At 70.9% G+C, this 23334-nt stretch carries 24 protein-coding genes; 13 read left to right on the top strand and 11 right to left on the bottom strand.

Annotated features, from left to right (window positions below; translation table 11 throughout):
- Nucleotides 1-68: 68 nt before the first annotated feature.
- On the top strand, nt 69-731 hold the full coding sequence (locus H9Y04_RS33935) for a DUF305 domain-containing protein (protein WP_438818186.1): 663 nt from the start codon (nt 69-71) through the stop codon (nt 729-731).
- Nucleotides 732-791: 60 nt separating this feature from the next.
- On the opposite strand, the gene H9Y04_RS33930 is transcribed toward H9Y04_RS33935, so the two are convergent.
- Nucleotides 792-1379 (bottom strand): DUF6214 family protein, encoded by a 588-nt coding sequence (locus H9Y04_RS33930; RefSeq protein WP_236071801.1) that lies wholly within the window; start codon nt 1377-1379, stop codon nt 792-794.
- Between the two features lie 212 nt (nt 1380-1591).
- Here H9Y04_RS33930 and H9Y04_RS33925 point away from each other — a divergent pair, with 212 nt between their 5' ends.
- Together H9Y04_RS33925 and H9Y04_RS33920 are read left to right on the top strand one after the other, a co-directional pair.
- Nucleotides 1592-2992: an FAD-dependent oxidoreductase gene (locus H9Y04_RS33925; protein ID WP_187817978.1), complete on the top strand. Its 1401-nt coding sequence runs from the start codon at nt 1592-1594 to the stop codon at nt 2990-2992.
- 252 nt (nt 2993-3244) lie between these two features.
- Entirely contained in the window at nt 3245-4747 is a 1503-nt protein-coding gene (locus tag H9Y04_RS33920) for a nucleobase:cation symporter-2 family protein (RefSeq protein WP_187817977.1), read from the top strand.
- Here the strand turns inward: H9Y04_RS33920 and H9Y04_RS33915 are convergent.
- A complete protein-coding gene (locus H9Y04_RS33915) occupies nt 4667-5017 on the bottom strand; it encodes an ArsR/SmtB family transcription factor (RefSeq protein ID WP_187817976.1) in 351 nt (116 codons plus the stop codon). The two genes, H9Y04_RS33920 and H9Y04_RS33915, sit on opposite strands and share 81 nt — an antisense overlap.
- A 184-nt stretch (nt 5018-5201) precedes the next feature.
- Here H9Y04_RS33915 and H9Y04_RS33910 point away from each other — a divergent pair, with 184 nt between their 5' ends.
- From H9Y04_RS33910 to H9Y04_RS33895, 4 genes are all read left to right on the top strand, one after another.
- Nucleotides 5202-6290 (top strand): NADH:flavin oxidoreductase/NADH oxidase, encoded by a 1089-nt coding sequence (locus tag H9Y04_RS33910; protein WP_187817975.1) that lies wholly within the window; start codon nt 5202-5204, stop codon nt 6288-6290.
- 433 nt (nt 6291-6723) lie between these two features.
- On the top strand, nt 6724-7377 hold the full coding sequence (locus H9Y04_RS33905) for a response regulator (protein WP_214661883.1): 654 nt from the start codon (nt 6724-6726) through the stop codon (nt 7375-7377).
- Between the two features lie 41 nt (nt 7378-7418).
- Nucleotides 7419-8381: a sensor histidine kinase gene (locus tag H9Y04_RS47575; protein WP_187817974.1), complete on the top strand. Its 963-nt coding sequence runs from the start codon at nt 7419-7421 to the stop codon at nt 8379-8381.
- A complete protein-coding gene (locus H9Y04_RS33895; RefSeq protein WP_187817973.1) occupies nt 8284-8577 on the top strand; it encodes an ATP-binding protein in 294 nt (97 codons plus the stop codon). The genes H9Y04_RS47575 and H9Y04_RS33895 overlap by 98 nt, the downstream gene beginning before the upstream one ends.
- 107 nt (nt 8578-8684) lie before the next feature.
- Here the strand turns inward: H9Y04_RS33895 and H9Y04_RS33890 are convergent, their stop codons facing one another.
- The 3 genes from H9Y04_RS33890 to H9Y04_RS33880 all read right to left on the bottom strand — a co-directional run bounded on the left by H9Y04_RS33890 (nt 8685) and on the right by H9Y04_RS33880 (nt 12201).
- On the bottom strand, nt 8685-9497 hold the full coding sequence (locus tag H9Y04_RS33890; RefSeq protein WP_187817972.1) for an MBL fold metallo-hydrolase: 813 nt from the start codon (nt 9495-9497) through the stop codon (nt 8685-8687).
- 98 nt (nt 9498-9595) lie between these two features.
- Nucleotides 9596-10834: an MFS transporter gene (locus H9Y04_RS33885; protein WP_438818185.1), complete on the bottom strand. Its 1239-nt coding sequence runs from the start codon at nt 10832-10834 to the stop codon at nt 9596-9598.
- 5 nt (nt 10835-10839) lie between these two features.
- Complete coding sequence (locus H9Y04_RS33880; protein WP_187817971.1) at nt 10840-12201, bottom strand: FAD-dependent oxidoreductase; 1362 nt, start codon at nt 12199-12201, stop codon at nt 10840-10842.
- A gap of 250 nt (nt 12202-12451) precedes the next feature.
- Here H9Y04_RS33880 and H9Y04_RS33875 point away from each other — a divergent pair, with 250 nt between their 5' ends.
- Nucleotides 12452-12808: an ArsR/SmtB family transcription factor gene (locus H9Y04_RS33875; protein WP_187817970.1), complete on the top strand. Its 357-nt coding sequence runs from the start codon at nt 12452-12454 to the stop codon at nt 12806-12808.
- Nucleotides 12809-12920: 112 nt separating this feature from the next.
- Here the strand turns inward: H9Y04_RS33875 and H9Y04_RS33870 are convergent, their stop codons facing one another.
- Together H9Y04_RS33870 and H9Y04_RS33865 are read right to left on the bottom strand one after the other, a co-directional pair.
- Complete coding sequence (locus H9Y04_RS33870; RefSeq protein ID WP_187817969.1) at nt 12921-13343, bottom strand: GNAT family N-acetyltransferase; 423 nt, start codon at nt 13341-13343, stop codon at nt 12921-12923.
- Nucleotides 13344-13468: 125 nt separating this feature from the next.
- Nucleotides 13469-14887, bottom strand: coding sequence for an MFS transporter (locus H9Y04_RS33865; RefSeq protein ID WP_187817968.1), 1419 nt, complete (start codon nt 14885-14887; stop codon nt 13469-13471).
- A 113-nt stretch (nt 14888-15000) separates the two neighbouring features.
- Here H9Y04_RS33865 and H9Y04_RS33860 point away from each other — a divergent pair, with 113 nt between their 5' ends.
- Both H9Y04_RS33860 and H9Y04_RS33855 read left to right on the top strand, forming a co-directional pair.
- Entirely contained in the window at nt 15001-15606 is a 606-nt protein-coding gene (locus H9Y04_RS33860; protein ID WP_187817967.1) for a TetR/AcrR family transcriptional regulator, read from the top strand.
- Nucleotides 15607-15692: 86 nt separating this feature from the next.
- Nucleotides 15693-16193, top strand: a complete 501-nt coding sequence (locus H9Y04_RS33855) for a GNAT family N-acetyltransferase (protein ID WP_187817966.1) — start codon at nt 15693-15695, stop codon at nt 16191-16193.
- Nucleotides 16194-16324: 131 nt separating this feature from the next.
- Here H9Y04_RS33855 and H9Y04_RS33850 read toward each other — a convergent pair whose 3' ends face one another.
- The 3 genes from H9Y04_RS33850 to H9Y04_RS33840 are packed head-to-tail and all read right to left on the bottom strand — an operon-like array spanning nt 16325 to nt 18767.
- The gene (locus tag H9Y04_RS33850; RefSeq protein WP_187817965.1) at nt 16325-17377 is read right to left on the bottom strand and encodes an ArsO family NAD(P)H-dependent flavin-containing monooxygenase; all 1053 of its coding nucleotides are present in this window, start codon (nt 17375-17377) and stop codon (nt 16325-16327) included.
- Nucleotides 17374-18462 (bottom strand): ACR3 family arsenite efflux transporter, encoded by a 1089-nt coding sequence (gene arsB, locus H9Y04_RS33845; protein WP_187817964.1) that lies wholly within the window; start codon nt 18460-18462, stop codon nt 17374-17376. Before arsB ends, H9Y04_RS33850 begins: the two co-directional genes overlap by 4 nt.
- Entirely contained in the window at nt 18459-18767 is a 309-nt protein-coding gene (locus tag H9Y04_RS33840; RefSeq protein WP_187817963.1) for an ArsR/SmtB family transcription factor, read from the bottom strand. Before H9Y04_RS33840 ends, arsB begins: the two co-directional genes overlap by 4 nt.
- Before the next feature lie 176 nt (nt 18768-18943).
- On the opposite strand from H9Y04_RS33840, the gene H9Y04_RS33835 reads away from it, so the two are divergent.
- Both H9Y04_RS33835 and trxB read left to right on the top strand, forming a co-directional pair.
- Nucleotides 18944-19357 (top strand): arsenate reductase ArsC, encoded by a 414-nt coding sequence (locus tag H9Y04_RS33835; RefSeq protein ID WP_187817962.1) that lies wholly within the window; start codon nt 18944-18946, stop codon nt 19355-19357.
- On the top strand, nt 19354-20328 hold the full coding sequence (gene trxB / locus H9Y04_RS33830) for a thioredoxin-disulfide reductase (protein WP_187817961.1): 975 nt from the start codon (nt 19354-19356) through the stop codon (nt 20326-20328). Before H9Y04_RS33835 ends, trxB begins: the two co-directional genes overlap by 4 nt.
- Nucleotides 20329-20387: 59 nt before the next feature.
- On the opposite strand, the gene arsM is transcribed toward trxB, so the two are convergent.
- On the bottom strand, nt 20388-21245 hold the full coding sequence (gene arsM / locus H9Y04_RS33825; protein ID WP_187817960.1) for an arsenite methyltransferase: 858 nt from the start codon (nt 21243-21245) through the stop codon (nt 20388-20390).
- Between the two features lie 223 nt (nt 21246-21468).
- Here arsM and dhaL point away from each other — a divergent pair, with 223 nt between their 5' ends.
- Nucleotides 21469-23184, top strand: coding sequence for a dihydroxyacetone kinase subunit DhaL (dhaL, locus tag H9Y04_RS33820; protein ID WP_187817959.1), 1716 nt, complete (start codon nt 21469-21471; stop codon nt 23182-23184).
- Nucleotides 23185-23334: the final 150 nt, after the last annotated feature.

The following is a 23334-nucleotide window of genomic DNA, read 5'->3' as shown; positions in this document are numbered from 1 at the left end:
TTGATCTTTGACGACAGCCGCCGTGCTAGGACAGACCTCGACGTAACAGGTGGCGCAAGGAGGCTGACGTGGCGATTCGCCGTAGACGTGGACGGAACTGGACCTTCACCGTGGCGGCGGGCGTGCTCGCCGCCACGCTCACGCTCGGCGCCTGCGACGCGGAGGGCGACAGCGACTCCAAGTCCGGCGCGAAGGACAGACCTTCGGTGATCGCACCGGGCAAGCCCGGCGAGAAGGCCGAGGAGATATCGCCTGAAGAGGCCAAAAAGCGCGGCGAGGACGACACCCCCAACTCAGCCGATTTCGAATACGCCCGGATGATGATCGAGCATCACCGGCAGGCGATCACCATGAGCGAACTCGCGCCGAAACGTGCGAAGTCCGACAAAGTGAAGCGGCTGGCCGAGCGCATCCACGCGGCGCAGGGGCCGGAGATCAAGGCGATGGAGGCCTGGGTCGAGCGCAACGGCGGACCGCGCGAGTCCGCCGGACACGACGGCCATCACATGCCCGGCATGGCCACCGAGGCCCAGCTCGAGACGCTGCGCGCATCGAAGGGATCCGGCTTCGACGAGCTGTTCCTCAAGCTGATGATCACGCACCACACCGGCGCCATCACCATGGCCCAGGACGTGCTCTCGGGCGGGAACAACGTGCAGATCGAGGAGATGGCCAACGACGTGGGGGCTCAGCAGACCAGCGAGATCGAGCGGATGCGCGAACTGCTGTGAACCGGGCGGGGACGGCGCGGGCCGATCCGGCGCTGTCACCACTCGCCGTTCCGGCGCCCGTCACCGCCGATTGTGACGCGGGGAAAGGAAACCGGCGTCCCGTGCACCGGCGATCAGCCGCAGGGACTTCCGGCGGCTGCGGCCCGTCGCCTGCATGACGGCGAGTACCGGATCGAGACCCGATTCCTGGGCCGCGCGATAGGCCTCGGCGACGATCCGTCGCCCGTGACTGCCGCGCGGCCAGGACGGACGGGCCCGCCGGTGCACCTGGGTCTCGGGCCGCGCGGGCGCCTCCGGGACGGAAGCTGCCGCTCCGTGCCGTTCGGCGACGGCGCGGCAGGCGTCGCTGAGCGGTCCCTCGAGCCAGGGGGTCAGCGCCGCGAACCCGCCGAGCGGCAGCGGGGGTTGGGCCCGCATGTCCTCGATGGCGATACCCGATTCGCCCACTACGGCGAGCACTTCGATATACGCGCCGTCGCCGAAGGTCAGCCGCACGTTGAACCAGGGCGGCAGACCGGTCCCCGCCGGCGCGGCCCACACGCCGTCGGTCCCGTACGACTCCAGATGGCGTCCCGTCGAGGCGCTTCCGTGCCCTTGGAGTTCCCAGACGGGCCACACCGAGACGACGCTCTGCGGGGCGTCGGTCATGAGCTGGTTGTCTGACAGGGGGTCATCGGTCAGAGAATCGCCAAACGTTCGGTTGTGATCAAATTCGCCATCAAATGATCCATAGAGCACCTAAGCACCGTATCCGCATGATCACTATTGGTCACAGGCGGCACGCGAGCGTTTGATCCCACATCTCCCCCTCTCCGTACGGGAGTGCGATGCTGGAGGCATCCTGCGGGAGGAGCGTCACCGTGCTTCATGTCGCTGTCGTCGGATCGGGGCCGAGCGGGGTGTACAGCGCCCAGTCGCTCGTCCAGCAGGACCGCGTGCCGGTGCGGGTGGATGTGCTCGACCGGCTGCCGTGCCCGTACGGTCTGGTCCGCTACGGCGTCGCACCCGACCACGAGAAGATCAAGTCGCTGCAGAACAATCTGCGCGCGGTGCTGCAGGACAGCCGGGTCCGCTTCCTCGGCGCCGTCGAGGTCGGGCCGGGCGGAATCGCGACAGGTGACCTCCTTCGCCTGTACGACGCCGTCGTCTACTGCGTGGGGGCCGCGACCGACCGCCGGCTCGGCGTACCCGGCGAGGATCTGCCGGGGAGTTGGTCGGCCACCGAGTTCGTGTCCTGGTACAGCGCGCATCCGGATGCCCGCTGGAACGGGGCGCTGAGCGCGGCCCGTTCGGCCGTGGTGATCGGCGTGGGCAATGTCGCCGTGGACGTCACGCGCATCCTGGCGCGCGGCGCCGACGAGCTGACCGGCACGGACATACCGGGAGCCGCGCTCGCGGCGCTGGCGGACAGCCAGGTGCGCGATGTGCACATGGTCGGCCGGCGCGGCCCCTCGCAGGCGAAGTTCACCACGAAGGAGCTGCGCGAGCTGGGCTCGCTCGCGGATGCGGAAGTCGTGGTGGATCCAGCCGAGTTGGCACTCGATCCGCTCTGCGCCGACCCGTCCTCGCTGCCCGGCGTGAACCGGCGCAACGTCGAGGCGCTGCGCGCCTTCGCCGAGCGTCCGCCGCAGGGGCGCGGGCGGCGGATCCGTCTGCGCTTCTTCCTGCGCCCCGTGGAGCTGCTCGCCGAAGGCGGCAGGGTGGGCGCGGTGCGGTTCGAGCGGACGCTGCCGGACGGGCAGGGTGGGGTCACGGGCTCCGGATCGTACGAGGAGATCGCGGCGCAGCTGGTGCTGCGCTCGGTCGGGTATCGCGGAGTGCCGCTCGACGGGCTGCCGTTCGACGAGCGCGGCGGCACCGTGCCGCATACGGCGGGGCGGGTGCTGCGCGAGGGCGAGCCCTCCCCTGGTGAGTACGTCGCCGGATGGATCAAGCGGGGGCCGACCGGAGTGATCGGCACCAACCGGCCCTGCGCGAAGGAGACCGTGACCTCGATCCTCGAGGACGCCTCCGCTCTCGTACAGGCGAGGAATGCCGGACAAGTGCCGGGCCTCGGGGACCCGTTGGACGGGCTGCGGGCGGCAGGTCTCGAGCCCGTGGAATGGACCGGGTGGCAGGCGATCGAGCAGGCCGAGGCGGCGCTGGGCGCCTCGCTCGGGCGGGGCCCGGTGAAGATCGGGGAATGGGACGCGCTGTTCGCGGCGGCCCGTGCGCAGCGCGCGATGCCGGAGCGCTCGGCAGGTCCCGAACTCGCTTCCTAGGGCGGGCGATCGGCGACTCCTGCGCCGAGTGATCGGCGACTCCTGCACCAGGTGATGGACGACTCCTGCCAGGTGATGGACGGCTCCCAGGTCTGGCGATCGACGACACAGCGCGGCAACATCCGCGTAATCAACAAAATGTTCAGGCGGCATACGGTCTCGTGCATCCCCCACCGCGCACGAACGGCGCCTGAACCGCGCCCGCATTGCGCTGCACCCGTGTCGTCCCCTATCCCAGTACAGGAGTGCCCGATGGCCTCAGCTCCCCCTGCCGGCTCCACCGCTCCGGCGAGCGAGAAGCATCCCGTCGATCAGGTGCCGCCCACCGGCAAATTGATCGCCTTCGGTCTGCAGCATGTGCTCGCGATGTACGCGGGCGCGGTGGCGGTGCCCCTGATCGTCGGCGGCGCGATGAAGCTGCCGCCCGCGGATCTCGCGTATCTCATCACCGCGGATCTGCTGGTGTGCGGCATCGCGACGCTGCTGCAGTGCGTGGGTGTCTGGCGGTTCGGTGTGCGGCTGCCCATCATGCAGGGCTGTACCTTCGCCGCGGTGTCGCCGATGGTGCTCATCGGCACACAGGGCGGTGGTCTGCCGGCCATCTATGGAGCCGTGATCATTTCCGGACTTGCGATGGTGCTCCTTGCACCGGTCTTCGGGCGGCTGCTGAGGTTCTTCCCGCCGCTGGTCACCGGCACGGTCATCCTCATCATCGGTGTCACGCTGCTGCCGGTGGCCGGCCGCTGGGCGGCCGGAGGCGCCGGTTCGCCGGAGTTCGGGGCGCCGAAGAACATCGGGCTCGCGGCCTTCGTCCTCGTGGTCGTCGTGGCGGTGCAGCGCTTCGCGCCCGCGTTCCTCAGCCGGATCGCGGTGCTGGTCGGCATCCTGGTCGGCACGCTCGTGGCGATACCCCTCGACTTCACCGACTTCGACGCGGTGGGCAAGGCCGACTGGCTGGGCATCAGCACGCCGTTCCACTTCGGCGCTCCCACCTTCGAGGCCGCGGCCGTGGTGTCGATGCTGGTCGTCGCCCTCGTCATCATGACCGAGACCACCGGCGACATGATCGCCGTCGGTGAGATGACGGATCGCAAGGTCGGTCCGCGCAACCTGGCGGACGGTCTGCGTGCCGACGGTCTGTCCACGGTGCTCGGCGGTGTCTTCAACACCTTCCCGTACACCGCGTTCGCCCAGAACGTGGGCCTCGTCGGCATGACCCGGGTGCGCAGCCGCTGGGTCGTGGCCTGCTCGGGCGTCATCCTCGTCCTGCTCGGCCTGCTGCCGAAGCTGGGCGCGATCGTCGCCGCGATCCCGGCGCCCGTGCTCGGCGGTGCGGGCCTGGTCATGTTCGGCACGGTGGCCGCGACCGGTCTGCGCACGCTCGCGACGGTGGACTTCCGCGGCAACCACAATCTGACGATCGTCGCGGTCTCGGTGGCGGTGGGCATGCTGCCGGTCGGAGTGCCGGAGATCTACGACGAGTTCCCGGACTGGTTCCAGACGGTCATGCACAGCGGGATCAGCGCGGGATGCCTGACGGCCATCGCCCTGAACCTGCTCTTCAACCACCTGCCGGGACGCACGGACGCCCCGGCCGAGGGTGCGGACGGGGCATCGGGCACTGCTGCGGCCGGGGCATCGGCCACCGGTGCGGACGGAGCTTCGGACGCGGGCTCAGCTGCCGGCGAGCCGCCGCTCCTGCCGGGCAGCCGCGTCGAGCACGCTGTCGAGAAGTCCGGGGAAGAGCGCGGCTAGGTCCTCACGCCGCAGGCCGTTCATCTTGGCGGTGCCGCGGTAGACCTGCTGGATCACTCCGCTCTCGCGCAGCACGCGGAAATGATGCGTGGTCGTGGACTTGGTGACCGGCAGATCGAAGAACGAGCAGGACAACTCGCCCTCCGCCTGGGCCAGTTCACGGACGACCTGCATCCGCATCGGATCGGAGAGGGCATGCAGCACGGACTCGAGGCGGATCTCCCCGCGCTCGGGATGGGCGAGTTCTCGGCTGCTCGTGGCGGTGGTCACGGTGCCTCCCTGTCCGGTGCGCCCGGCCTGACGGCGGGCACGGCGAGTTTCGCCGGTTTCATTGTACGAGAGGTCTCGTAGTTTGACATCTCTCGTAGTACGGTGAGTATCGTACGAGGCAGCCGAGGGGCTCCGCCCTTCGGCTGCCTGTCCGCCTCCACCGTCGCCATCGAAGGAGCACGCCGTGAGCGCACTGTTCGAGTCCTACACCCTGCGGTCGCTGACCATCCCCAACCGCGTGTGGATGGCGCCGATGTGCCAGTACTCGGCAGAGGCCTTCGGCCCGAACGCGGGCGTCGCCCACGACTGGCACTTCCAGCACTACGGCGCCCGCGCGGCCGGCGGCACGGGCCTGATCCTCCTGGAGGCCACCGCGGTCAGCCCCGAGGGCCGCATCAGCCCGTACGACCTGGGCATCTGGAACGAGACCCAGGTCGCGTCGCTGCGCCGAATCGTGGACTTCCTCAAGTCGCAGAACACGGTGCCGGGCATTCAGATCGCCCACGCGGGACGCAAGGCCTCCACCGCGCAGCCGTGGAACGGCGGCAAGCAGGTCGACGAGTCGGCGCACGGCTGGCAGCCCGTCGCCCCGAGCCCGGTCCCCTTCGCGGAGGACGACCGCACACCGATCGAACTCGACCTGGCGCAGATCAAGGAGATCGTGGGCCAGTTCCGGGCCGCCGCGGAACGTGCCCTGGCCGCGGGCTTCGAGGTCGTCGAAGTACACGGCGCGCACGGCTACTTGATCGGTGAGTTCCTCTCCCCGCACGCCAACAAGCGCACGGACGAATACGGCGGCTCCTTCGAGAACCGCACCCGTTTCGCCCTCGAAGTCGTCGACGCCGTACGCGAGGTCTGGCCCGCGGACAAGCCGCTGTTCTTCCGCATCTCGGCCACCGACTGGCTCGACGAGGCGGGCGAGCCCGGCTGGACCGCGGACGACACCGTGCGCCTCGCCGCACTGCTCAAGGAGCACGGCGTCGATCTGCTCGACGTCTCCACCGGCGGTATCGCACCCAAGGTGACCATCCCGGTCGGGCCCTCCTATCAGGTCCCGTTCGCGACCCGCGTGAAGGAAGAGGCCGGCCTCCCGGTCGCGGCGGTGGGCCTGATCACCGAAGTCGAACAGGCCGACAAGATCGTCGCCAACGGCGAAGCGGACGCGGTACTGCTCGGCCGCGAGCTGCTGCGCAATCCGTCCTTCGCCCGGCTGGCGGCGCGCGAACTGGGCGGCGAAGTGCACGTACCGGCGCAGTATCACCGCTCCGTCTGACGGAGCCACCCGCACGCGATGGAGGGCGTCCCCTGTGTCCGGGGCGCCCTCCTCTGGCGAGGTGCGGGTGGCGGCCGGCGAAGGGGTCGAAGTCAAGATCTCGCCGTGAAGCGCGCAGGCCGAAGCCGAGCCCTGCCGTGTGATCCGGACGGCGTGCCCCAGGGCCCGGCCCATGGGCCGCATCGGGGTACGGCCGATGCGGGGTGCCGCCGCACCGGTCGGCAGGCGGCCGGTGCAGCGGCGTGGAGAGTACGGTCGGCACGGATACGGGGGAATGTGCCGAGCGCCGCCGCGGGGCATCTGCGGCAGGCGCGTGCTCTCCGCCATCAAGTCTCGGCGGGTGCCCGGGCCGTACGACGGGCCGAAGGTATGCACCAAGTCATGACCAAAGTGACGCCGGGCGCGGCCTCGGGGCGTGTGGCAGCCTGAGCGCATGGTGATCAGCGTTCTCGTCGCGGACGACAGCGAGATCGTGCGCCGCGGCCTGTACGACGTGTTCGCCTCCGCCGACGACATCCACGTCGTCGCCCAGGCCTGGGACGGTCACAGCGCGCTGGAGGCGGCGCGCCAGTTCAGCCCGGACGTGGCGCTGGTCGATATCCGTATGCCCGGCATGGACGGCCTCGTCGCCGCCCGTGAGGTGCGCGCGCTGCCCGTGCCGCCACGAGTACTGGTGCTGACCATGTTCGGCGAGGACCAGTTCGTCGACGAGGCCGTGCGCGCCGGCGCCAGCGGCTTCCTGCTCAAGGACGCGTCCCCCGAGGAACTGATTTCCGCCGTACGCCGGATCGCCCAGGGACAGGCGACCCTCGATCCCGCCGTCACCCCGCGGATCCTGGCGCAGCTCGCCGAGCACGGCAGCAGGCTCACTACTGGTGAGGAGCAGGTGCTGGCCACTCTCAACGAGCGTGAGACCGCACTGCTCCGGCTGATCGCGCGAGGCCTGTCCAACGCGGCGATCGGCGAGGCACTGCATGTGACGGAGGGAACCGTCAAAGGCCAGGTGAGCCGCCTGCTCGCGAAGATCGGTGCGGAAAACCGGGTGCAGGCGCCCCGGCTGGCCTACCGCGCCGGCCTGGACCGCTAGCCACCGCGGGCGCGGACCGGCACGGACGGGCGGGGGCAGAGGTGACGGACGGGGCCCCGGCGCAGTGGCCGGCGCGGCGCGTGGACGCACTCGTCGTCGCCGCGTGCTGTGTCCTCGGCTTCGCCAACGCGTGGGTGAAGCCCTCGAACGGGCTCCTCAGCGGACAGCCCACCGCCACGGTCGCCGCGGTCTCCGGCCTGATCGCACTGTTCCTGTGGTGGCGGCGTTCCTGGCCGCTCGCCGTCGCGCTGGTGATCATCTGCTGTCATGTGCTGGCCTTCACGCCGATCGCCCTGGCGGTGGCCCTGTTCACGGTCGGCATGGCCTACTTCCGCGCGCTGCCAACCCTCGTGTGGGTGGGGGTGGCCGCCTGTCTGGCGGACCTGGGGGCGCTGTGGGCGGGCCACGATCTGGACCTGCGCGAGGTCGGCTACTCCGTCGCGCTGGCCATCGGCCCGCTGGTCGTCGGCTATGCGGTGGCCGTGCGCCGTGAACGCACCGCCGCCGTACGGACCGAACTGGCCGCCCTGGAACGCGAACAGGATCTGCGGGCCGAGCGGGCGCGTGCGGGTGAGCGCGCCCGTATCGCCCGCGAGATGCACGACGTCGTGGCGCACCGCGCGGGCCATATCGTCCTGTGGGCGGGATCGTTGCGCCTCGGCGCGGGCGCGGCCGACGCGCAGGTCGCCGACAAGGCCGAGCAGATCCGCCACGAAGGTCGCCAGGCCCTGGAGGAGCTGCGCGAGATCCTGGGTGTGCTGCTGCCCGGCCGCGCGGGCGAGCCGGCCCGCGTGGGGGCAGGGGCCGGGCGCAGGCGACCTCACCGGCCTGGTGGAACGCGCACGGTGGGTCGGCCAGCAGGTCGAGCTGCACGTCGAAGGGCATCCCGAGAACTTGCCCGCGCCCGTGCAGCGCGCCCTGTACCGGATCGCTCAGGAGGCGCTGACCAACGCCGCGAAGCATGCGCCCGGCGCCCTCGTACGGGTCGGCGTCGAGTGCCGTAGGGACAGCGTCGCCATCACCGTTTCCAATACGGCGCCCACCCGCTCCCCCGCCTTCGATCTGCCCGGCGGCGGCAACGGTCTCATCGGTCTCCGCGAGCGCATGGCGCTGCTGGGCGGCACGTTCACGGCCGGCGCGGACGGCGACGGGTACACGGTGTCCGCGACGATCCCGCATCACACGTCCACTGCGGAGTGATTCCGCAGCACGTGCCCACGGGAGTGATTCCGCAGCACGAGCCCACCGCGGCCCTGGGGCGGGCGGTACGCCAGAGTCGGTACGACGTGCCGCCGACCGGGCGTCCTCTAGTGCCCGCCCTTGCCGCCGAGCCGCTGGGCCTGTCCGGCGTGCAGGTCGCTCACCCACTCCCAACCGGGCCTGGCCGAGGGGCCGATACGGGGGTCGTCCGGTTCGCGGCCTTCGCGCAAAGCGTGTACGTACGCGCGGTCCAAGTCGATCCGCGTGCGCAGCTCATCCGCTCCGCAGGCCGTCCCGTGGCCGGGGACGAGGACCTCGACCTCGTCCGCCACCTCTTCCAGCCGCTCCAGCCCGACGAGGTACTCCTCGAGCGGATCGGCGGAGTCGTCGAACATCGGGACCAGGACATCGGACAGCATGTCGCCGGCCACGAGGACGCCGGATTCCTCGATCAGGAGTGCCGCGTGCCCCTGGGCATGGGCCGGATGCTCGACGATCCTGATCTCCGGGCCTTTCCAAGGCAGTTCTGCCGTACCGGCGGGCAGGGCGGTGATCCGGCCGAACAGGTCCAGCGGCACCTCGCCTTCGAGCTCCGGCGGCAGCCCCTCTGCGACGCACGTCCTCCAGCCCGGGTCCGAGAGCAGCTCACGCATGTACGCGGCGCCACGAGCCGTACCGTAACGGGGCGCCTCACCGAGGTCGGCATGCCACAGCACGTGGTCCCAGTCCGGATGCGTGGAGAAACCGGCCACCACGGGCCGGCCGGACGAGCGAAGGTCGTCCGCCAGGCAGCGCAATTCGGAGGTACTGATCCCGGGGTCGACCAGCAGCACACCGTCCTGGCCTTGCACGACAACGGTGTTGTTCAGAAGCAACTCGCTCACATGGATCTGCACACCCTCCGCGACCGCTTTCAACATGGGCTCTCCATCTGTCTGTTGGGGGGCGATTCCACCGATGGCCAGACGGTAGTGCCCGGCACTGACAACACCCCGCGACGCCCCCGTATCGCTCGATGTCAAACGCCCTGCGCCGCCACCACCCGCCGAGTCCTGCCGGCCGCGAAGGCGAGCACCAGCGATGCCGCGGAGAGACACGAAAGAACGGCGAACAGCGGCGCGTACCCGCCGAGGAGGCCCGCCAGACTGGTACCGACCCACGGCGCGAGCGCCGCGGCGATGGTCACCGGGGCGGCAAGCAGCGCGGAGAGCCTTCCATAGTCGGCCGTACCCCAGCGATCGGTCACCGCGGTGGCCTGGAGCAGCGTGATGTTGCCGCGCACCATGCCCGCCGCCACCGACAGGACGACGAGGAGCGCGGTAGGGCCGGGCACGAGGCCCAGTGCCGCGGTGGTGGCTCCGCCGGCTGCGATCAGGAGGACCGTACGGGAAGTGGCGCCGGTGCGCCGGGCGAGTGCGGCGTACAGCGTCCGGCCGAGAGTCTGGCCGGCTCCGCCTAGGCCCAGGGCCCATGCGGCGGCGGTGGGTCCCGCGCCCCGTTCGAGCATCAGCGGGACGATGCCGATCACCACGGCGTACACCGCGAAGCCGGACAGCGTGAAGGCCGCCGCAAGGAGGACGAACGGGCGGCTGCGGGCGATCGACCCTTTGCCGGTGGGCAGTTGGCGCACCTCGGCGGCGGGCGCGGGCGGCCAGGGCGCACGGAGTGCGACGGCGTGGGCGGGGATGGTAATCGCGGCCAGGATCAGGGCCAGTACGGCGTAGGTCGCGCGCCAGGACAAATGCTCGGCGAGGAGGGCCGTCAGCGGCGCGAAGACTGTGGAGGCCAGGCCTCCGGCGAGGGTGACCAGCGTCAGGGCGCGAATGCGGTCAGGGCCCCACCAGCGGGTGACCGCGGCGAACGCGGGCTGGTAGAACGTGGCGGACATCGCCGCCCCGGCGAGCAGCCAGCCGGCGAAGTAGACGAGGAGGTTCGGGGCGGCCGCTACGGTCAGGACGGCGACGACCGCGAGCAGCGACCCGGTGGTCATGACAGCACGCGGTCCACGGCGGTCCAGGATGCGGCCGACGGGTATCCCGGCCAGCGCCGAGAGCAGGAGCGCGGCGGAGAAGGCGGCGGAGGCCGTGCCGGTGGACCAGCCGGTGTCCGCCGTCAGACGCGGCAACAGCACGGGGAACGCGTAGAAGACGATCCCCCAGCTGGTGATCTGCGTGACGCACAGAGCGGGCAGGACGGCGCGCGGCCGCGACCGGTTCTGTGAACCGGCCGCGGCCACCTCCGAGTCGAGTCCGGCCACCGGGGTCAGCAGCCGCCCGACGCGGCGGGCGCTCCGATCTGGACGGTGGCGGGGGCTCCGCAGCACCCTCCGCCGCTCGCCTGCTCGGCCTGCTGCTCGGTCTGCGCCGGGTCGTCGAACAGGCCCGCGCCACCGCACACGCCGGTCTCGGCGAGGTTCAACTCCACGCGGGCGGCGGCCTCGTGGTCACCCGCGAGGGCGGCGGCGACCGAGCGGACCTGCTCGTAACCGGTCAGCGCCAGGAAGGTCGGGGCGCGGCCGTAGCTCTTCATGCCGACGACGTAGACGTCCTGCTCGGGGTGGGCGAGCTCCTTGGCGCCGTGCGGGTAGACGGTGCCGCAGGAGTGCACGTTGGGGTCGATCAGCGGGGCCAGTTCGACCGGGGCTTCGAGGCGCTCGTCCAGGTTCAGGCGCAGCTCCGCGAGGAGCGAGGTGTCGGGGCGGAACCCGGTCAGGCCGATGATCTCGTCCACCGGCTCCAGGCGGCGTCCGTCCTCGCCGACGAGCACCAACTGCTCGCCGTCGCGCGCGATTTCGTCCGTACGGAATCCGGTGACCGCACTCGCGTGGCCCGCCTCAACGGCCGCCTTGGCGGCCAGACCCAGGGCGCCGCGGGCCGGCAGCTGGTCCGCCTCGCCGCCGCCGAAGGTGTTCGCGCCGATACCGCGGCGCAGAATCCATACGGCGTGGGTGCCGGGGGCTTCCTTCGCCAGGTCGGCGAGGTAGGCGAGCGCCGTGAACGCGGAGGCGCCCGATCCGACGACTGCCACGCGCTTGCCGGCGTAACGGGCCCGTACGGCGGGGTCCTTGAGGTCCGGGACCCGGTAGGAGATGCGGTCGGCGTTCGCGCGCTCGCCCAGCGCGGGCAGACCGTCGCCGCCGAGCGGGCTCGGCTTCGACCAGGTGCCGGAGGCGTCGATGACCGCGCGGGCCTTCAGACGGGACTCGGTGCCGTCGGCGGCAAGAGTGTGGACGGTGAACGGCTGCTGCTCGCGGTCGGCGTCGACCACCCGGTCACGTCCGGCGCGGGAGACGCCGGTGACACGCACCCCGAACTGCACGCGCTCACCCAGGACTTCGGCCAGCGGCTGCAGGTACGCGGCGGCCCAGTCACCGCCGCTGGGGTAGGTGTCGCCGTCCGGCCGCTCCCAGCCGGTGGGGGCGAGGAGCTTCTCGGCGGCCTGGTCGACAAGCTCGGACCAGGGGGAGAACAGCCGTACGTGCGCCCACTCGCGCACCGATGTTCCCGCGGACGGGCCAGCCTCGAGGACCAGCGGCTCGAGACCACGCTCGACGAGCTGGGACGCGGCGGCGAGCCCGGCCGGTCCGGCACCGATGACCACGACGGGAAGCTGCTGCTCGTTCATGACTGCTGTCTCCTCAACTGCTGTACGGATGTCAACTGCTGTACGAACGCGGGAAAGCTGCGGTGCGCATGCGGGGCCGACCGGAGTATGTGCGGGACCGGTCGAAGCGGCCACTCATTTGCCACGAAGGAGCAGGCGACGCGAGGCGCTCCGCCCTACTTCGACGCCCTTCGATGCAGCGAAGAGTGCCACGCTGCATCGACATCCGTCAACATAGACATTCATCGAAGTTCGGAGTTACGATGGGCGCATGTCCACTACGAAGGCGCTGCCCCTGCTCGAACCCGAGGTCGCCCCCTGCTGCCCGCCCCTGTCGGAGCGCCGGCTGACCGCCGAGGAGGCGGAGCGGACCGCCGCGATGTTCAAGGCACTGGGCGATCCCGTGCGCCTGCGCCTTTTCTCCGCTGTCGCCTCCCATGAGGGCGGAGAGGCGTGCGTGTGCGACATCTCCGACGTGGGCGTCTCCCAGCCCACGGTCAGCCACCACCTCAAGAAGCTGCGCGAGGCCGGCCTTCTCACCTCCGAGCGTCGCGGCACCTGGGTCTACTACCGGGTCGCCCCGTCGGTCCTGGCGGCGATGGCCACCGCGTTCGCACCCGGTTCCTAGCCCTGTGCACGGCCCGGGCCCACTCCGTCGGCCCGGGCTGTCATCACGTACCGCTTGCGCACGTGGCGCGGTACCTACTGCTCGCGCACGTGGCGCGGTACCTACCGCTCGCTCACGTGGCGCGGTACATACCGACCGAATCGTGCGCGGCTACGTCGGCGAAGCCGAACTTCTCGTAGAGATGACGCGCGGGGCCGTCCGCGATCAGTGAGACATAGGCGGTGGCGGGCGCCCGCTGGTCGAGCTCGTCGGTGAGCGCGGCCATGATGCGCTTGCCCAGGCCGCGCCCCTGGTGGGCGGGATGCACGCAGATGTCGACGATCTGGAACGCGGTGCCGCCGTCACCGATGATGCGCCCCATGCCGATGGGCTCTCCCTCGTGGTGAAGGATCACACCGTGCCAGGTGTTGGGCAGCGCGATCGCCACCGCCTCGGGATCCTTGTCCGAGAGACCCGCACTGGCGCGCAGACCCCGGAAGACCTCGACGGAGGGCACGCCCACGCTCAACTGATACGGGTCGTTCGAGCTGTCCACTTGCGTTCCTCCGATGTCTGCGGCGCTGCGCCTGCCCGTGTCCGGCTCGGCGATCAGGTGCGCAACACGGCGATCAGCGGCCGGACTTCACGTGCCCCATGATCGCCGAGCTGCGGCGCACCCCATCACGCAGGGTGCCCCTGGCTCGCTTGCGGCTTCGCGGGTATCAGCCACAGCGCGATGACGGCGGAGACCGCGGCGATTCCCGTGGCGACGAGGAACGCGTCGTCGAAACCGGAGGCGGTCGTCGTGCCGGCCCGGGCAGCGATGCTCGTGGCCGCCGCGCTGGAGACGATGGCGGCGCCGGCCGAGGCGCCGAACTCGTGGAAGGTGCTCACGATGCCCGAGGTCACACCGGCCTCGTGCGGAGCGACGGTGGCAAGCGCGGTGGCCGAGGCGACGACGAACAGGGCGCCCATCCCCGCGGCGGCGACACTGACGCCGACGACCATCGTGGCAGTGCCCGACCACAGCACGGGTACGAGGAATCCGGCAGCCGCGACCGTGAGCGCGACCAGCGCCAGCAGCCGTGCTCCCAGCCGGCCGATGATGCGGCCGGCTCCTGCGGCGGCGGCCATGGTCAGCAGCGCCACCGGCAGGAACAGCACGCCGGTCATCAGGGGACCGTGGCCCTGGTGGTTCTGGAAATAGAAGGAGCCGAGGAAGAAGACACCCACCATCAGCGCCGTGGTGACAGCGATGACGAAGATGCCCGCCACCACCGGACGCCGGGACAGCAGACGCAGATCCATCAGCGGTGCCGCCGCCCGGCGCTGCCAGAACGCGAATGCCGTGTAGACGACTGCCGACACCGCGACCAGCACGAGGGTCACGACGTCCAGCCAGCCGTGGTCTCCCGCGCGGATCAGGGCGTAGATCAGGGACCCGGTCGCGCCGGCGACCAGGACGGCGCCGGGCACGTCGAGTGTGCCGGTCGCCGCGCCGGGCAGCCGGGGCAGGATCCGTGCGAGCGAGACGAGGACGACCAGACCGACGGGGACGTTGACGAAGAACACCCAGGCCCAGCCAGGTCCCGCCGTGATCAGCCCGCCGAGCAGGACACCGAGGGCCGCTCCCCCGCCGCCCAGCGCCGACCACACACCGAGGGCGCGATTGCGCTCCTCGCCGTCGAACAGCCGCACCACCACGGACAGCGCCGCGGGTGAGACCAGGGCGGCGCCGACGCCCTGGGCCACACGCGCGACGAGCAGCACCGCGGCGGCCGTGGCGAGTCCTGCGGCCAGGGACGCGGCGGTGAACACGGCGAGCCCGGCAAGGACCACCCGTTTCGGCCCGAAGAGGTCCGCGGCCCGGCCGCCGAGCAGCATCAGGCTTCCGAACGTGAGCGCGTATCCGCTGACCACCCAGGTCAACGCCGCGCGGTCCAGGCCCAGTTCGCCGCCCATGTCGGGCAGCGCGATGGCCACCACGGTGATGTCGAGGATCAACATCAACTGGGCGAGGCCCAGCAGCCCGAGCACCCGCCAGCGCAGGGGATACGCAGCATTCGCCGCGTTCGTGCCGGTGGTTTCCGTATCACTCATGACGCTCACCCCTCGTCGCTAAGTCGTACAGTCTTGTTCAGGTTATACGCCCCAGAGCTATAAACCAAACAGTGCTGTACGAGTTAGCACGGTCAGTGCGGTACCGTGGGCACATGGGGAGCAAGGACACCACCACGAAGCGCGCCGACGCCCGGCGCAGTATCGACGCGATCGTGCAGGCCGCGGCCGAATGTCTCGGCCGGAATCCGGACGCCAGCCTGAGCGAGATCGCCCGGGCCGCGGGCGTGGGCCGGGTGACGCTGTACGCGCACTTCAGCTCACGGGCCGAGGTGGTCGACGCGGCGATGAGCCGTGCGCTGGACCGGGGCAACGAGGTGCTGGACACGGTCGACCTGACCGGTGACCCACGGCTCGCGCTGCACCGTTACATCGAGGCCGGCTGGCATCTCGTGGACGGAACAAGGGCGTTGATCGTCGCCGCGCAACGGGAGCTCTCCCCCGCGCGCATCCTCGAACTGCACGCCGGGCCCGCTGCCAGGGTCGAGGCGCTGGTCGCCCGCGGCCGGGCCGAGGGGCATTTCCGTACGGATCTGCCGATCAGCTGGATGGTCAACGTCCTGCACTCGGTGATGCACAGCGCGACGGAGGAGATCCGCGCGGGCCGCCTCACGTCCGACCACGCGGCCCACCACATCAGCGCCACGGTCCTCGCGGCCTTCACCACTCCCGGCACACCGGTCCCTGAGCCGGCACCCTGACGCGAAGAGTCCGTCGGATCTGGAGCCGGAATTGCTGCTCCAGGGTCACCCGCGAGACGTCCAATCCGTTGTGTGATCCTGAGGCCATGACTGATCATCCCGAGGTTGCCATCGTCCGCTGGCCAGGCGCGACGGCTCAGCTCGAGGGTGGCCTGGCCGCTCTGCTGGCGGCCTATCACCTGCGGACCGAGGCCGAGAAGGGGGAACCCGTCGGCTCGGTTGACGAGTTGCCGGATCGCTACCGGGCGGAGATCACCGATACCCGGACCGCGTTCACCGGTGAGGTCGTGCTCGTGGCCCTCGTGGGGGACGAGGCCGTGGGCTGCGTGGTGGTGACCTCCCCGGTCCATGGGGCGTCCGAGATCAAGAGGCTCTGGACCGACCCCGCGTTCCGGGGCCGGGGCATTGCGTCCGCCTTGATCGGTGCCGCTCTCGCCGATGCCGCGGAGAACGGTGTGGACGCCGTCCGGCTCTCGGTGTGGAAATGGCGGACCGGGGCCATCTCCCTGTACGAGCGTCTCGGCTTCGCCGTCACCGATTCCTGGGACGAGCGGGACCGACTGGTCTGCATGCAGCGCGCTGCCTGACTGGTCACTGCCATGCGTCGACGGCCGCGAAGATGGCGGCCTTCGCGCAGGCGCAGCGGGCCTCTCCGCGGCGCAGGGGAGAGTGAAGGGCCGAGCACCCCGCGGCCGGCACCTCGTACCGAAGAGACGCCCTAGCGTCCGAGCAACTCCCCGATCTCCCGGGCCGCCTCACGAGCCGGGCGGCCCGCGCCGATGAGGGTGGCGGAGGCGGGGCCCGTCCAGTCGCCGTAGCCGAGCAGGTGCAGGCGGGGCTCGTCCGCCGAGTGTGTGCCGTGGGTGCGGATGCGGCCGCGCGATCCACGCAGGCGCAGCGGCGCGAGGTGGGCAAGCGCCGGGCGGAAGCCGGTGCACCAGATGATCGCGTCGGCCTCGGCGCGGGTGCCGTCCGCCCACGCAACCCCGCTGTCGGTGAGGCGCGCGAACATCGGTGACGCTTTCAGGAGCCCGGCGTCCCGCGCGGCTCGTACGGGAGGTACGGCGACGATGTCGCCCAGGGAGGCCACTCCGCCGCCGTCCGTGCGCCCTTCGTCCAGGGCGCGGCGTCGCGCGGTGGCCGCATCGAACAGGGCGCGACCGTCGATGTCGTCGGCGAGATAGCGCGGTGGGCGCTGGGTGACCCAGGTCAGGTCGGAGTCGTACGCGAGGTCGGCGGCGATCTGCGCACCGGAGTTGCCTCCGCCGACGACGATCACTCGCTGTCCTGTGAAGTCGCGCGGGCTCCGGTAGTCGACCGTGTGGAGTTGCCGGCCCCCGAACTCCCCGGGGACTGCGGGCAGGAAGGGCCGCCACCACGTGCCGGTGGCGCTGATGACGGCGCGCGCCCGGTAGTCGCCGCTGTCGGTCACGGCCCGCAGGTGCGTTCCGTCGCCGTGCACGCCCGAGACCCGGACCGGCCGCTGAACGGGGAGCTCGTACCGCTTCTCGTACTCCCGGAGATACGTGACGACATGGTCCGCGTCGGGATACAGCTCACCGGCCTGGGCGGGCATCAGCCACCCGGGCAGTGAGGAGTAGGCGGCCGGTGAGAACAGGTGGAGCGAGTCCCAGGTGTGCTGCCAGGCGCCGCCCGCCGCGGCCTGGGCGTCGAGGACGACGAAGTCCAGGCCGAGGCGGCGCAGGTGGTAACCGGCGGCCAGCCCCGCCTGGCCGCCGCCGATCACCACCACATCCACGGACGACGTCACTGGGCGGCCGCGAACTTCTTGCGCCAGGCGAGCGAGACGTACACCAGCGCCACCAGGACCGGGACCTCGATCAGCGGGCCGACGACGCCGGACAGGGCCTGGCCGCTGGTCACCCCGAAGGTCGCGATGGCCACCGCGATCGCGAGCTCGAAGTTGTTGCCCGCCGCGGTGAACGCGAGCGTCGCGGTGCGCTCATAACCGATGCCGATGGCCTTGCCCAGGGCGAAGGTGCCGAACCACATCAGCGCGAAGTAGACGAGCAGCGGCAGTGCGATCCGGGCCACGTCCAGGGGCTGCGAGGTGATCGTCCTGCCCTGCAGGGCGAAGAGGATGACGATCGTGAACAGCAGGCCGTAGAGGGCCCAAGGGCCGATCTTCGGAAGGAAGTTGGACTCGTACGCCTCGCGGCCCAGCTTCTGCTCGCCGATGCGCCGCGTGAGGAAGCCGGCGAGCAGCGGGACGCCGAGGAAGATGACGACGTTGAGCGCGATCTTCCACATCGAGATGTCGAGCGATTCGCCGTCACCGAGGCCCAGCCACCCGGGCAGCAGATCCAGGTAGAACCAGCCGAGCAGGCCGAACGCGAGGACCTGGAACACGGAGTTGAGCGCCACGAGCACGGCGGCGGCCTCGCGGTCGCCGCAGGCCAGGTCGTTCCAGATGATCACCATGGCGATGCAGCGGGCGAGCCCGACGATGATCAGGCCGGTGCGGTACTCGGGCAGGTCGGCCAGGAATATCCAGGCCAGCGCGAACATGAGGGCCGGTCCCGCGATCCAGTTGATGACCAGCGAGGAGACCATCAGCTTCTTGTCGCCGGTGACCGCGTCGAGCTTGTCGTAGCGGACCTTCGCGAGCACCGGGTACATCATGATCAGCAGGCCGACGGCGATGGGCAGCGAGATGCCGCCGATCTCGACCTTCGCCAGGGCGTCGTTCAGACCGGGGATCAGCCGGCCGAGCCCGAGGCCGAGGCCCATGGCGAGCAGGATCCAGACAGCGAGGAAGCGGTCGAGTGTCGACAGCTTCGCGACGACCGATGAGTCCTCGGCGCTGATCGTCGCGGGTGGTTCGGTGCGGGTCACGGGCAGGCCCTCTTGTTGTCGGCGGCGGTGCGGGCGGACTCGGCCAGTTCGGCGAACTGGCCGGCGAGCGTGGCGATGACGTCCGGCTTGAGCTTGTAGTAGGTGAAGCGGCCGCACGGCTCCGTCTCCACGACCCCGGCTTCGCGCAGCACTCTCAGATGGTTGGAGAGATTGGTCTGCTTGGCACCGGTCTCCTCCACGAGGTGGGTGGTGCACAGCGTCTCGCGGGCGAGCAGGGTCACGATCTGCAGCCGGAGGGGGTCACCCAGGATGCGGATCAGATCAGTGTCGACTGACGTCATCATGGACTGATACTGTCACACCAGTGGTGGCTGACACCACCGGGTGCTGATGTGAACCCGCCCGCATCCGTCGCGAGACGCCGGCACGACTTCGCACCTCCACACATCCGCACCTCCACACATCCGCACCTCCGCGAACCCGCGACCAAGCGCCCCCGCGAGACAAGAGAGACCCTCCGATGGCCGAGAAGCCCTCCGTCCTGTTCGTCTGCGTTCACAACGCCGGCCGCTCCCAGATGGCCGCCGCCTGGCTGACCCACCTGGCCGGGGACCGCGTCGAGGTCCGCTCGGCCGGGTCCGCCCCGGGCGAGCACGTCAACCCGGCCGCCGTCGAGGCCATGCGCGAGGTCGGTATCGACATCTCGGCCGAGGTGCCGAAGATGCTCACCGTGGACGCGGTCAAGGAGTCCGATGTCTGCATCACGATGGGCTGCGGGGACACCTGCCCCGTCTTCCCCGGCAAGCGCTACCTCGACTGGACGCTCGAGGACCCGGCCGGTCAGGGCGTCGAGGCGGTCCGTCCGATCCGCGACGAGATCAAGGTGCTCGTCGAGGGCCTGATCGCCGAGATCGCCCCGGAGAAGACACCATGAGCGCCGGGATACGCGAGGTCGTCGTCATCGGCTCCGGCCCCGCCGGATACACCGCGGCGCTGTACGCGGCACGCGCCCAGCTCAGGCCTCTCGTCTTCGGCGGGGCGATCTTCGTGGGCGGTTCGCTGACCACCACCACCGAGGTCGAGAACTTCCCCGGCTTCCCGGACGGCGTCCAGGGTCCGCAGCTCATGGACGACATGCGGGCGCAGGCCGAGAAGTTCGGCGCCGAGATGATCGACGACGACATCGTCGCGGTGGACCTGGCCGGCGAGATCAAGGAGGTCACCGACTCCGCCGGCACCGTGCACCGCGCGAGGACCGTGATCGTCGCCACCGGCTCCGGCTACCGCAAGCTGGGCCTGCCCAAGGAGGACGAGCTGTCCGGACGGGGCGTCTCCTGGTGCGCGACCTGCGACGGCTTCTTCTTCCGTGACCGCGACATCGTGGTCGTGGGCGGCGGTGACACGGCAATGGAGGAGGCCACCTTCCTGACCCGCTTCGCCAGGTCCGTCACCGTCGTGCACCGGCGCTCGGAGCTGCGCGCCTCCCAGGTGATGCGGCAGCGCGCCTTCGCCGACGCCAAGATCTCCTTCGCCTTCGACACCGAGATCGCCGAACTGCACGACGAGGGCGGCATGCTGGCCGGCCTCACCGTGCGCGACACGGTCACCGGCGACACCCGCAGGATCGATGCGACGGGCCTGTTCATCGCGATCGGACACGACCCGCGTACCGAACTGTTCGGCGGCCAGCTGGAGTTGGACCACGAGGGCTACCTCAAGGTCGACTCCCCCTCCACGCGGACGAACCTTCCCGGCGTGTTCGGCGCGGGAGACGTCGTCGACCACACGTACCGCCAGGCCGTCACGGCCGCCGCCAGCGGATGCGCGGCGGCGCTGGACGCCGAGCGCTACCTGTCCGCGCGCGCGACGCCGGTGCACCGCGAGGTCGTCACGGCCACCGCCTGATCCGCGTACGTACGCCCGCCGGGCGGGGCCGGTGACCCCGCCCGGCCGGACTCAGCGGATCAACCGCAGCAGGAAGTCCCCCGGCCCTGCTCCGAACTCCCTTCGAGGCGCGCCTCGGAGGCCCCTTCCGCGAAGGGAAGCCGCACCGCAGTCGTCGGCTTCACCGCCCGTACGACAGCCGAGTGCATCCCGTCGGCGACCGAGTGGGTCGGGGTGATCTCGATGGCGGTGAAGCCGGCCGCCGCCAGGCCCTCGCGGTACTCGGTGAGCGACAGTGCGCCCGCGATGCAGCCGACATAGTCGCCGCGCTCGGCGCGCTGCTCGGGGGTGAGGTTGTCCTCGGCGACGACGTCCGAGATGCCGACACGGCCTCCGGGCGTCAGGACGCGGAACATCTCCGCGAACACGGCGGGCTTGTCGACGGACAGATTGATCACGCAGTTGGAGATAACGACGTCGATGGTGTTCGCAGGCAGCGGGATGGCCTCGATGGTGCCCTTGAGGAACTCGACGTTGTCCGCCCCGGCCTTCTCCTTGTTGGCCAGGGCGAGCGCGAGCATCTCCTCGGTCATGTCGAGCCCGTACGCCTTGCCGCTCGCTCCGACGCGGCGGGCGGACAGAAGCACATCGATGCCGCCGCCCGAGCCGAGGTCCAGCACCCTTTCGCCTTCGTGCAGTTCGGCGACGACGAGCGGGTTGCCGCAGCCCAGGGAGGCGGCGACCGCCTCGGCCGGCAGCGACTCGCGCTCCTCGGCCCCGTAGAGACCGGACCCGAAGTTCTCATCGATCTCGACCGCCCCGGACCCGCAACACGCGACCCCGCCCTCGACGACCTTGAGCGCCGCCGCGGCATAGCCCGCGCGCACCGTCTCCCGGAGGTCGGCGGCCCGGTCCGCCTTCTGCCCGATCGAAGTCATGGCGACTCCTCGCTGTTTCGATGGATGTGGATACAGCTCACCCTCCTCCCTGAATCGACGTTCGTCAACATAGATGGCCTTGGAATCAAGGAAGCCGGCCCGAGAGGGGTCTTACCGCCTTCCCCGTCGGGACCAATGGCAGGGCGCCCGCGCGATCTCACCCCATAGGTTCTTGCCCACGGCAACGCACACCCGAGATGCACGTGAGAGGTCGCAGCACCCTATGAAGAAGCTGATCAACGATGCCCAGCAGGTCGTACGGGACACCCTGGAAGGCCTCGCCTGGGCCCATCCGGAGATCGCGCTCCTGGAAGGTGAGACCGTCGCGGTGCGCGCCCACCGCACGGACACCGTGGCCATCGTCTCCGGCGGCGGCTCGGGCCATGAGCCCGCGCACGCCGGATACGTCGGCGAGGGCATGCTGACCGCCGCGGTCTGCGGCGATGTGTTCGCCTCCCCCTCGGTCGACACCATCCTCGACACGATCCGCACCGTGGCCGGTCCGTCCGGCGTCCTGCTGATCGTCAAGAGCTACACCGGCGACCGTCTGAACTTCGGCCTGGCGGCGGAACTGGCCCGCGCCGAGGGCATCGCCGTGCGGACCGTCACGGTCGGCGACGATGTCGCGCTCGCCGCCGACGGCGAGTCGGCGGGGCGTCGCGGCCTGGCCGGCACCGTCCTGGTCCACAAGATCGCCGGCGCCGCGGCCGCGGCGGGCGCGAGCCTGGACGAGGTGGCCCGTGAGGCCGAGGCGGCGGCCGCCGCCGTGGGCACCATGGGTGTCGCGCTCGGCTCGTGCACGGTCCCCGCGGCGGGCCGTCCCGGCTTCGAACTGAGTGACGGCGAGCTCGAGTTGGGGCTCGGCATCCACGGCGAGGCCGGGGTGCGCCGGGTGCCGGCCGCGCCTGCGGCGACGCTCGTCGCCACCCTCCTGGAGCAGATCACCGCGGACCGCGGCCTCAAGGCGGGCGACCGGGTGGCGCTCCTGGTGAACGGTCTCGGCGGTACGCCCCCGATGGAACTCTCCATCGTCACGCGGGACTGCGCCGCCTGGCTGGCCGATCGCGGCCTGGTCCTGGAGCGCGTGTGGACGGGCGACTTCCTGACCGCTCTGGAGATGCCCGGCGTCTCCCTCTCCGTCCTGCCGGTGGACGATGCGATGCTCGCGCGCCTCGACGCACCCGCCGAGACTCCGGCCTGGCCGGCAGCGCACCTCGGACGTCCCGCGCGCGAGGTGACCACGGTGGCGAAGGCGGTCGCACCCGAGCGCGCCGGGGACGACGACCGCGGTGTGACCGGTGGCCGTGCGGCGCTGCGCGGTCCGGTCGCCGGCGTCTGCGCCGCACTGACCGAAGCGGAGGCACATCTCACCGCGCTCGACCGCGAGGTCGGCGACGGCGATCTCGGCATCAGCCTGCTGCGCGGCTCGGAGGCGATCCTGCGCGACTACGACACGTACGGGGACAGCCCGGCCGCCGTGCTGCGCGGCATGGCTGCGTCCGTGCGACGCGCCATCGGCGGTACGTCGGGTCCGCTGTACGCGGTGCTCCTGGTGAAGGCCGCCGCGGCGCTCGAAGGCGAGCAGCACCCGTCGGCCGACGCGTGGGCCGACGCGTGGGCCGACGCGCTCGCCGCGGGCACGGAGCAACTCGCCCGCCTGGGAGGCGCGAAGCAGGGCGACCGGACCATGCTCGACGCCCTCCTTCCGGCCGCAGCGGCCTTCCGTACGGCACTGTCCGAAGGCCTCGACGGCGAGACGGCGCTGGCCCGCGCGGTGGAGGCCGCCGACAAGGGCGCGGCCGCCACCGCCGAGGTCACCGCGCGCCGCGGCCGCTCCAGCTACCTGGGCGAGCGGGCGCTCGGCCACCCGGACCCGGGCGCGGTGGCCGTGGCACTGTGGCTGGCGGCCTTGGCGGAGCACCTCGCCGACGCGCGCTGACTCGGCGCGCCACAGGCGGCGAACAGTGGGCCCTTGTCCCGTACGGTCTCGAATTCCGTACGGGACAAGGGCTCAGCCATGACTGCCGGGAGAAGGCCAAAAGGCATGACTGGCCGGGGGGAAGGCCGAAAGGCCCGGAACGCAACGGAG

It is taken from the genome of Streptomyces polyasparticus, assembly GCF_014493765.1.
In the GTDB taxonomy this organism is placed as follows: domain Bacteria; phylum Actinomycetota; class Actinomycetes; order Streptomycetales; family Streptomycetaceae; genus Streptomyces; species Streptomyces polyasparticus.
The sequence above is the reverse complement of the archived record's forward strand: the minus strand, read 5'-3'. Positions and strand labels throughout refer to the sequence as shown.

Bases quoted from the DNA above. Each gene is read 5' to 3' on its own strand.
- dhaL (WP_187817959.1), top strand. From the start codon at position 21,469: ATGAAGAAGCTGATCAACGATGCCCAGCAGGTCGTACGGGACACCCTG.
- H9Y04_RS33855 (WP_187817966.1), top strand. From the start codon at position 15,693: ATGACTGATCATCCCGAGGTTGCCATCGTCCGCTGGCCAGGCGCGACG.
- arsM (WP_187817960.1), bottom strand. From the start codon at position 21,245: ATGACTTCGATCGGGCAGAAGGCGGACCGGGCCGCCGACCTCCGGGAG.
- trxB (WP_187817961.1), top strand. From the start codon at position 19,354: ATGAGCGCCGGGATACGCGAGGTCGTCGTCATCGGCTCCGGCCCCGCC.
- H9Y04_RS33905 (WP_214661883.1), top strand. From the start codon at position 6,724: ATGGTGATCAGCGTTCTCGTCGCGGACGACAGCGAGATCGTGCGCCGC.
- H9Y04_RS33890 (WP_187817972.1), bottom strand. From the start codon at position 9,497: ATGTTGAAAGCGGTCGCGGAGGGTGTGCAGATCCATGTGAGCGAGTTG.
- H9Y04_RS33865 (WP_187817968.1), bottom strand. From the start codon at position 14,887: ATGAGTGATACGGAAACCACCGGCACGAACGCGGCGAATGCTGCGTAT.
- H9Y04_RS33875 (WP_187817970.1), top strand. From the start codon at position 12,452: ATGTCCACTACGAAGGCGCTGCCCCTGCTCGAACCCGAGGTCGCCCCC.
- H9Y04_RS33880 (WP_187817971.1), bottom strand. From the start codon at position 12,201: ATGAACGAGCAGCAGCTTCCCGTCGTGGTCATCGGTGCCGGACCGGCC.
- H9Y04_RS33835 (WP_187817962.1), top strand. From the start codon at position 18,944: ATGGCCGAGAAGCCCTCCGTCCTGTTCGTCTGCGTTCACAACGCCGGC.
- H9Y04_RS33920 (WP_187817977.1), top strand. From the start codon at position 3,245: ATGGCCTCAGCTCCCCCTGCCGGCTCCACCGCTCCGGCGAGCGAGAAG.
- H9Y04_RS33860 (WP_187817967.1), top strand. From the start codon at position 15,001: ATGGGGAGCAAGGACACCACCACGAAGCGCGCCGACGCCCGGCGCAGT.
- H9Y04_RS33930 (WP_236071801.1), bottom strand. From the start codon at position 1,379: ATGACCGACGCCCCGCAGAGCGTCGTCTCGGTGTGGCCCGTCTGGGAA.
- H9Y04_RS33840 (WP_187817963.1), bottom strand. From the start codon at position 18,767: ATGATGACGTCAGTCGACACTGATCTGATCCGCATCCTGGGTGACCCC.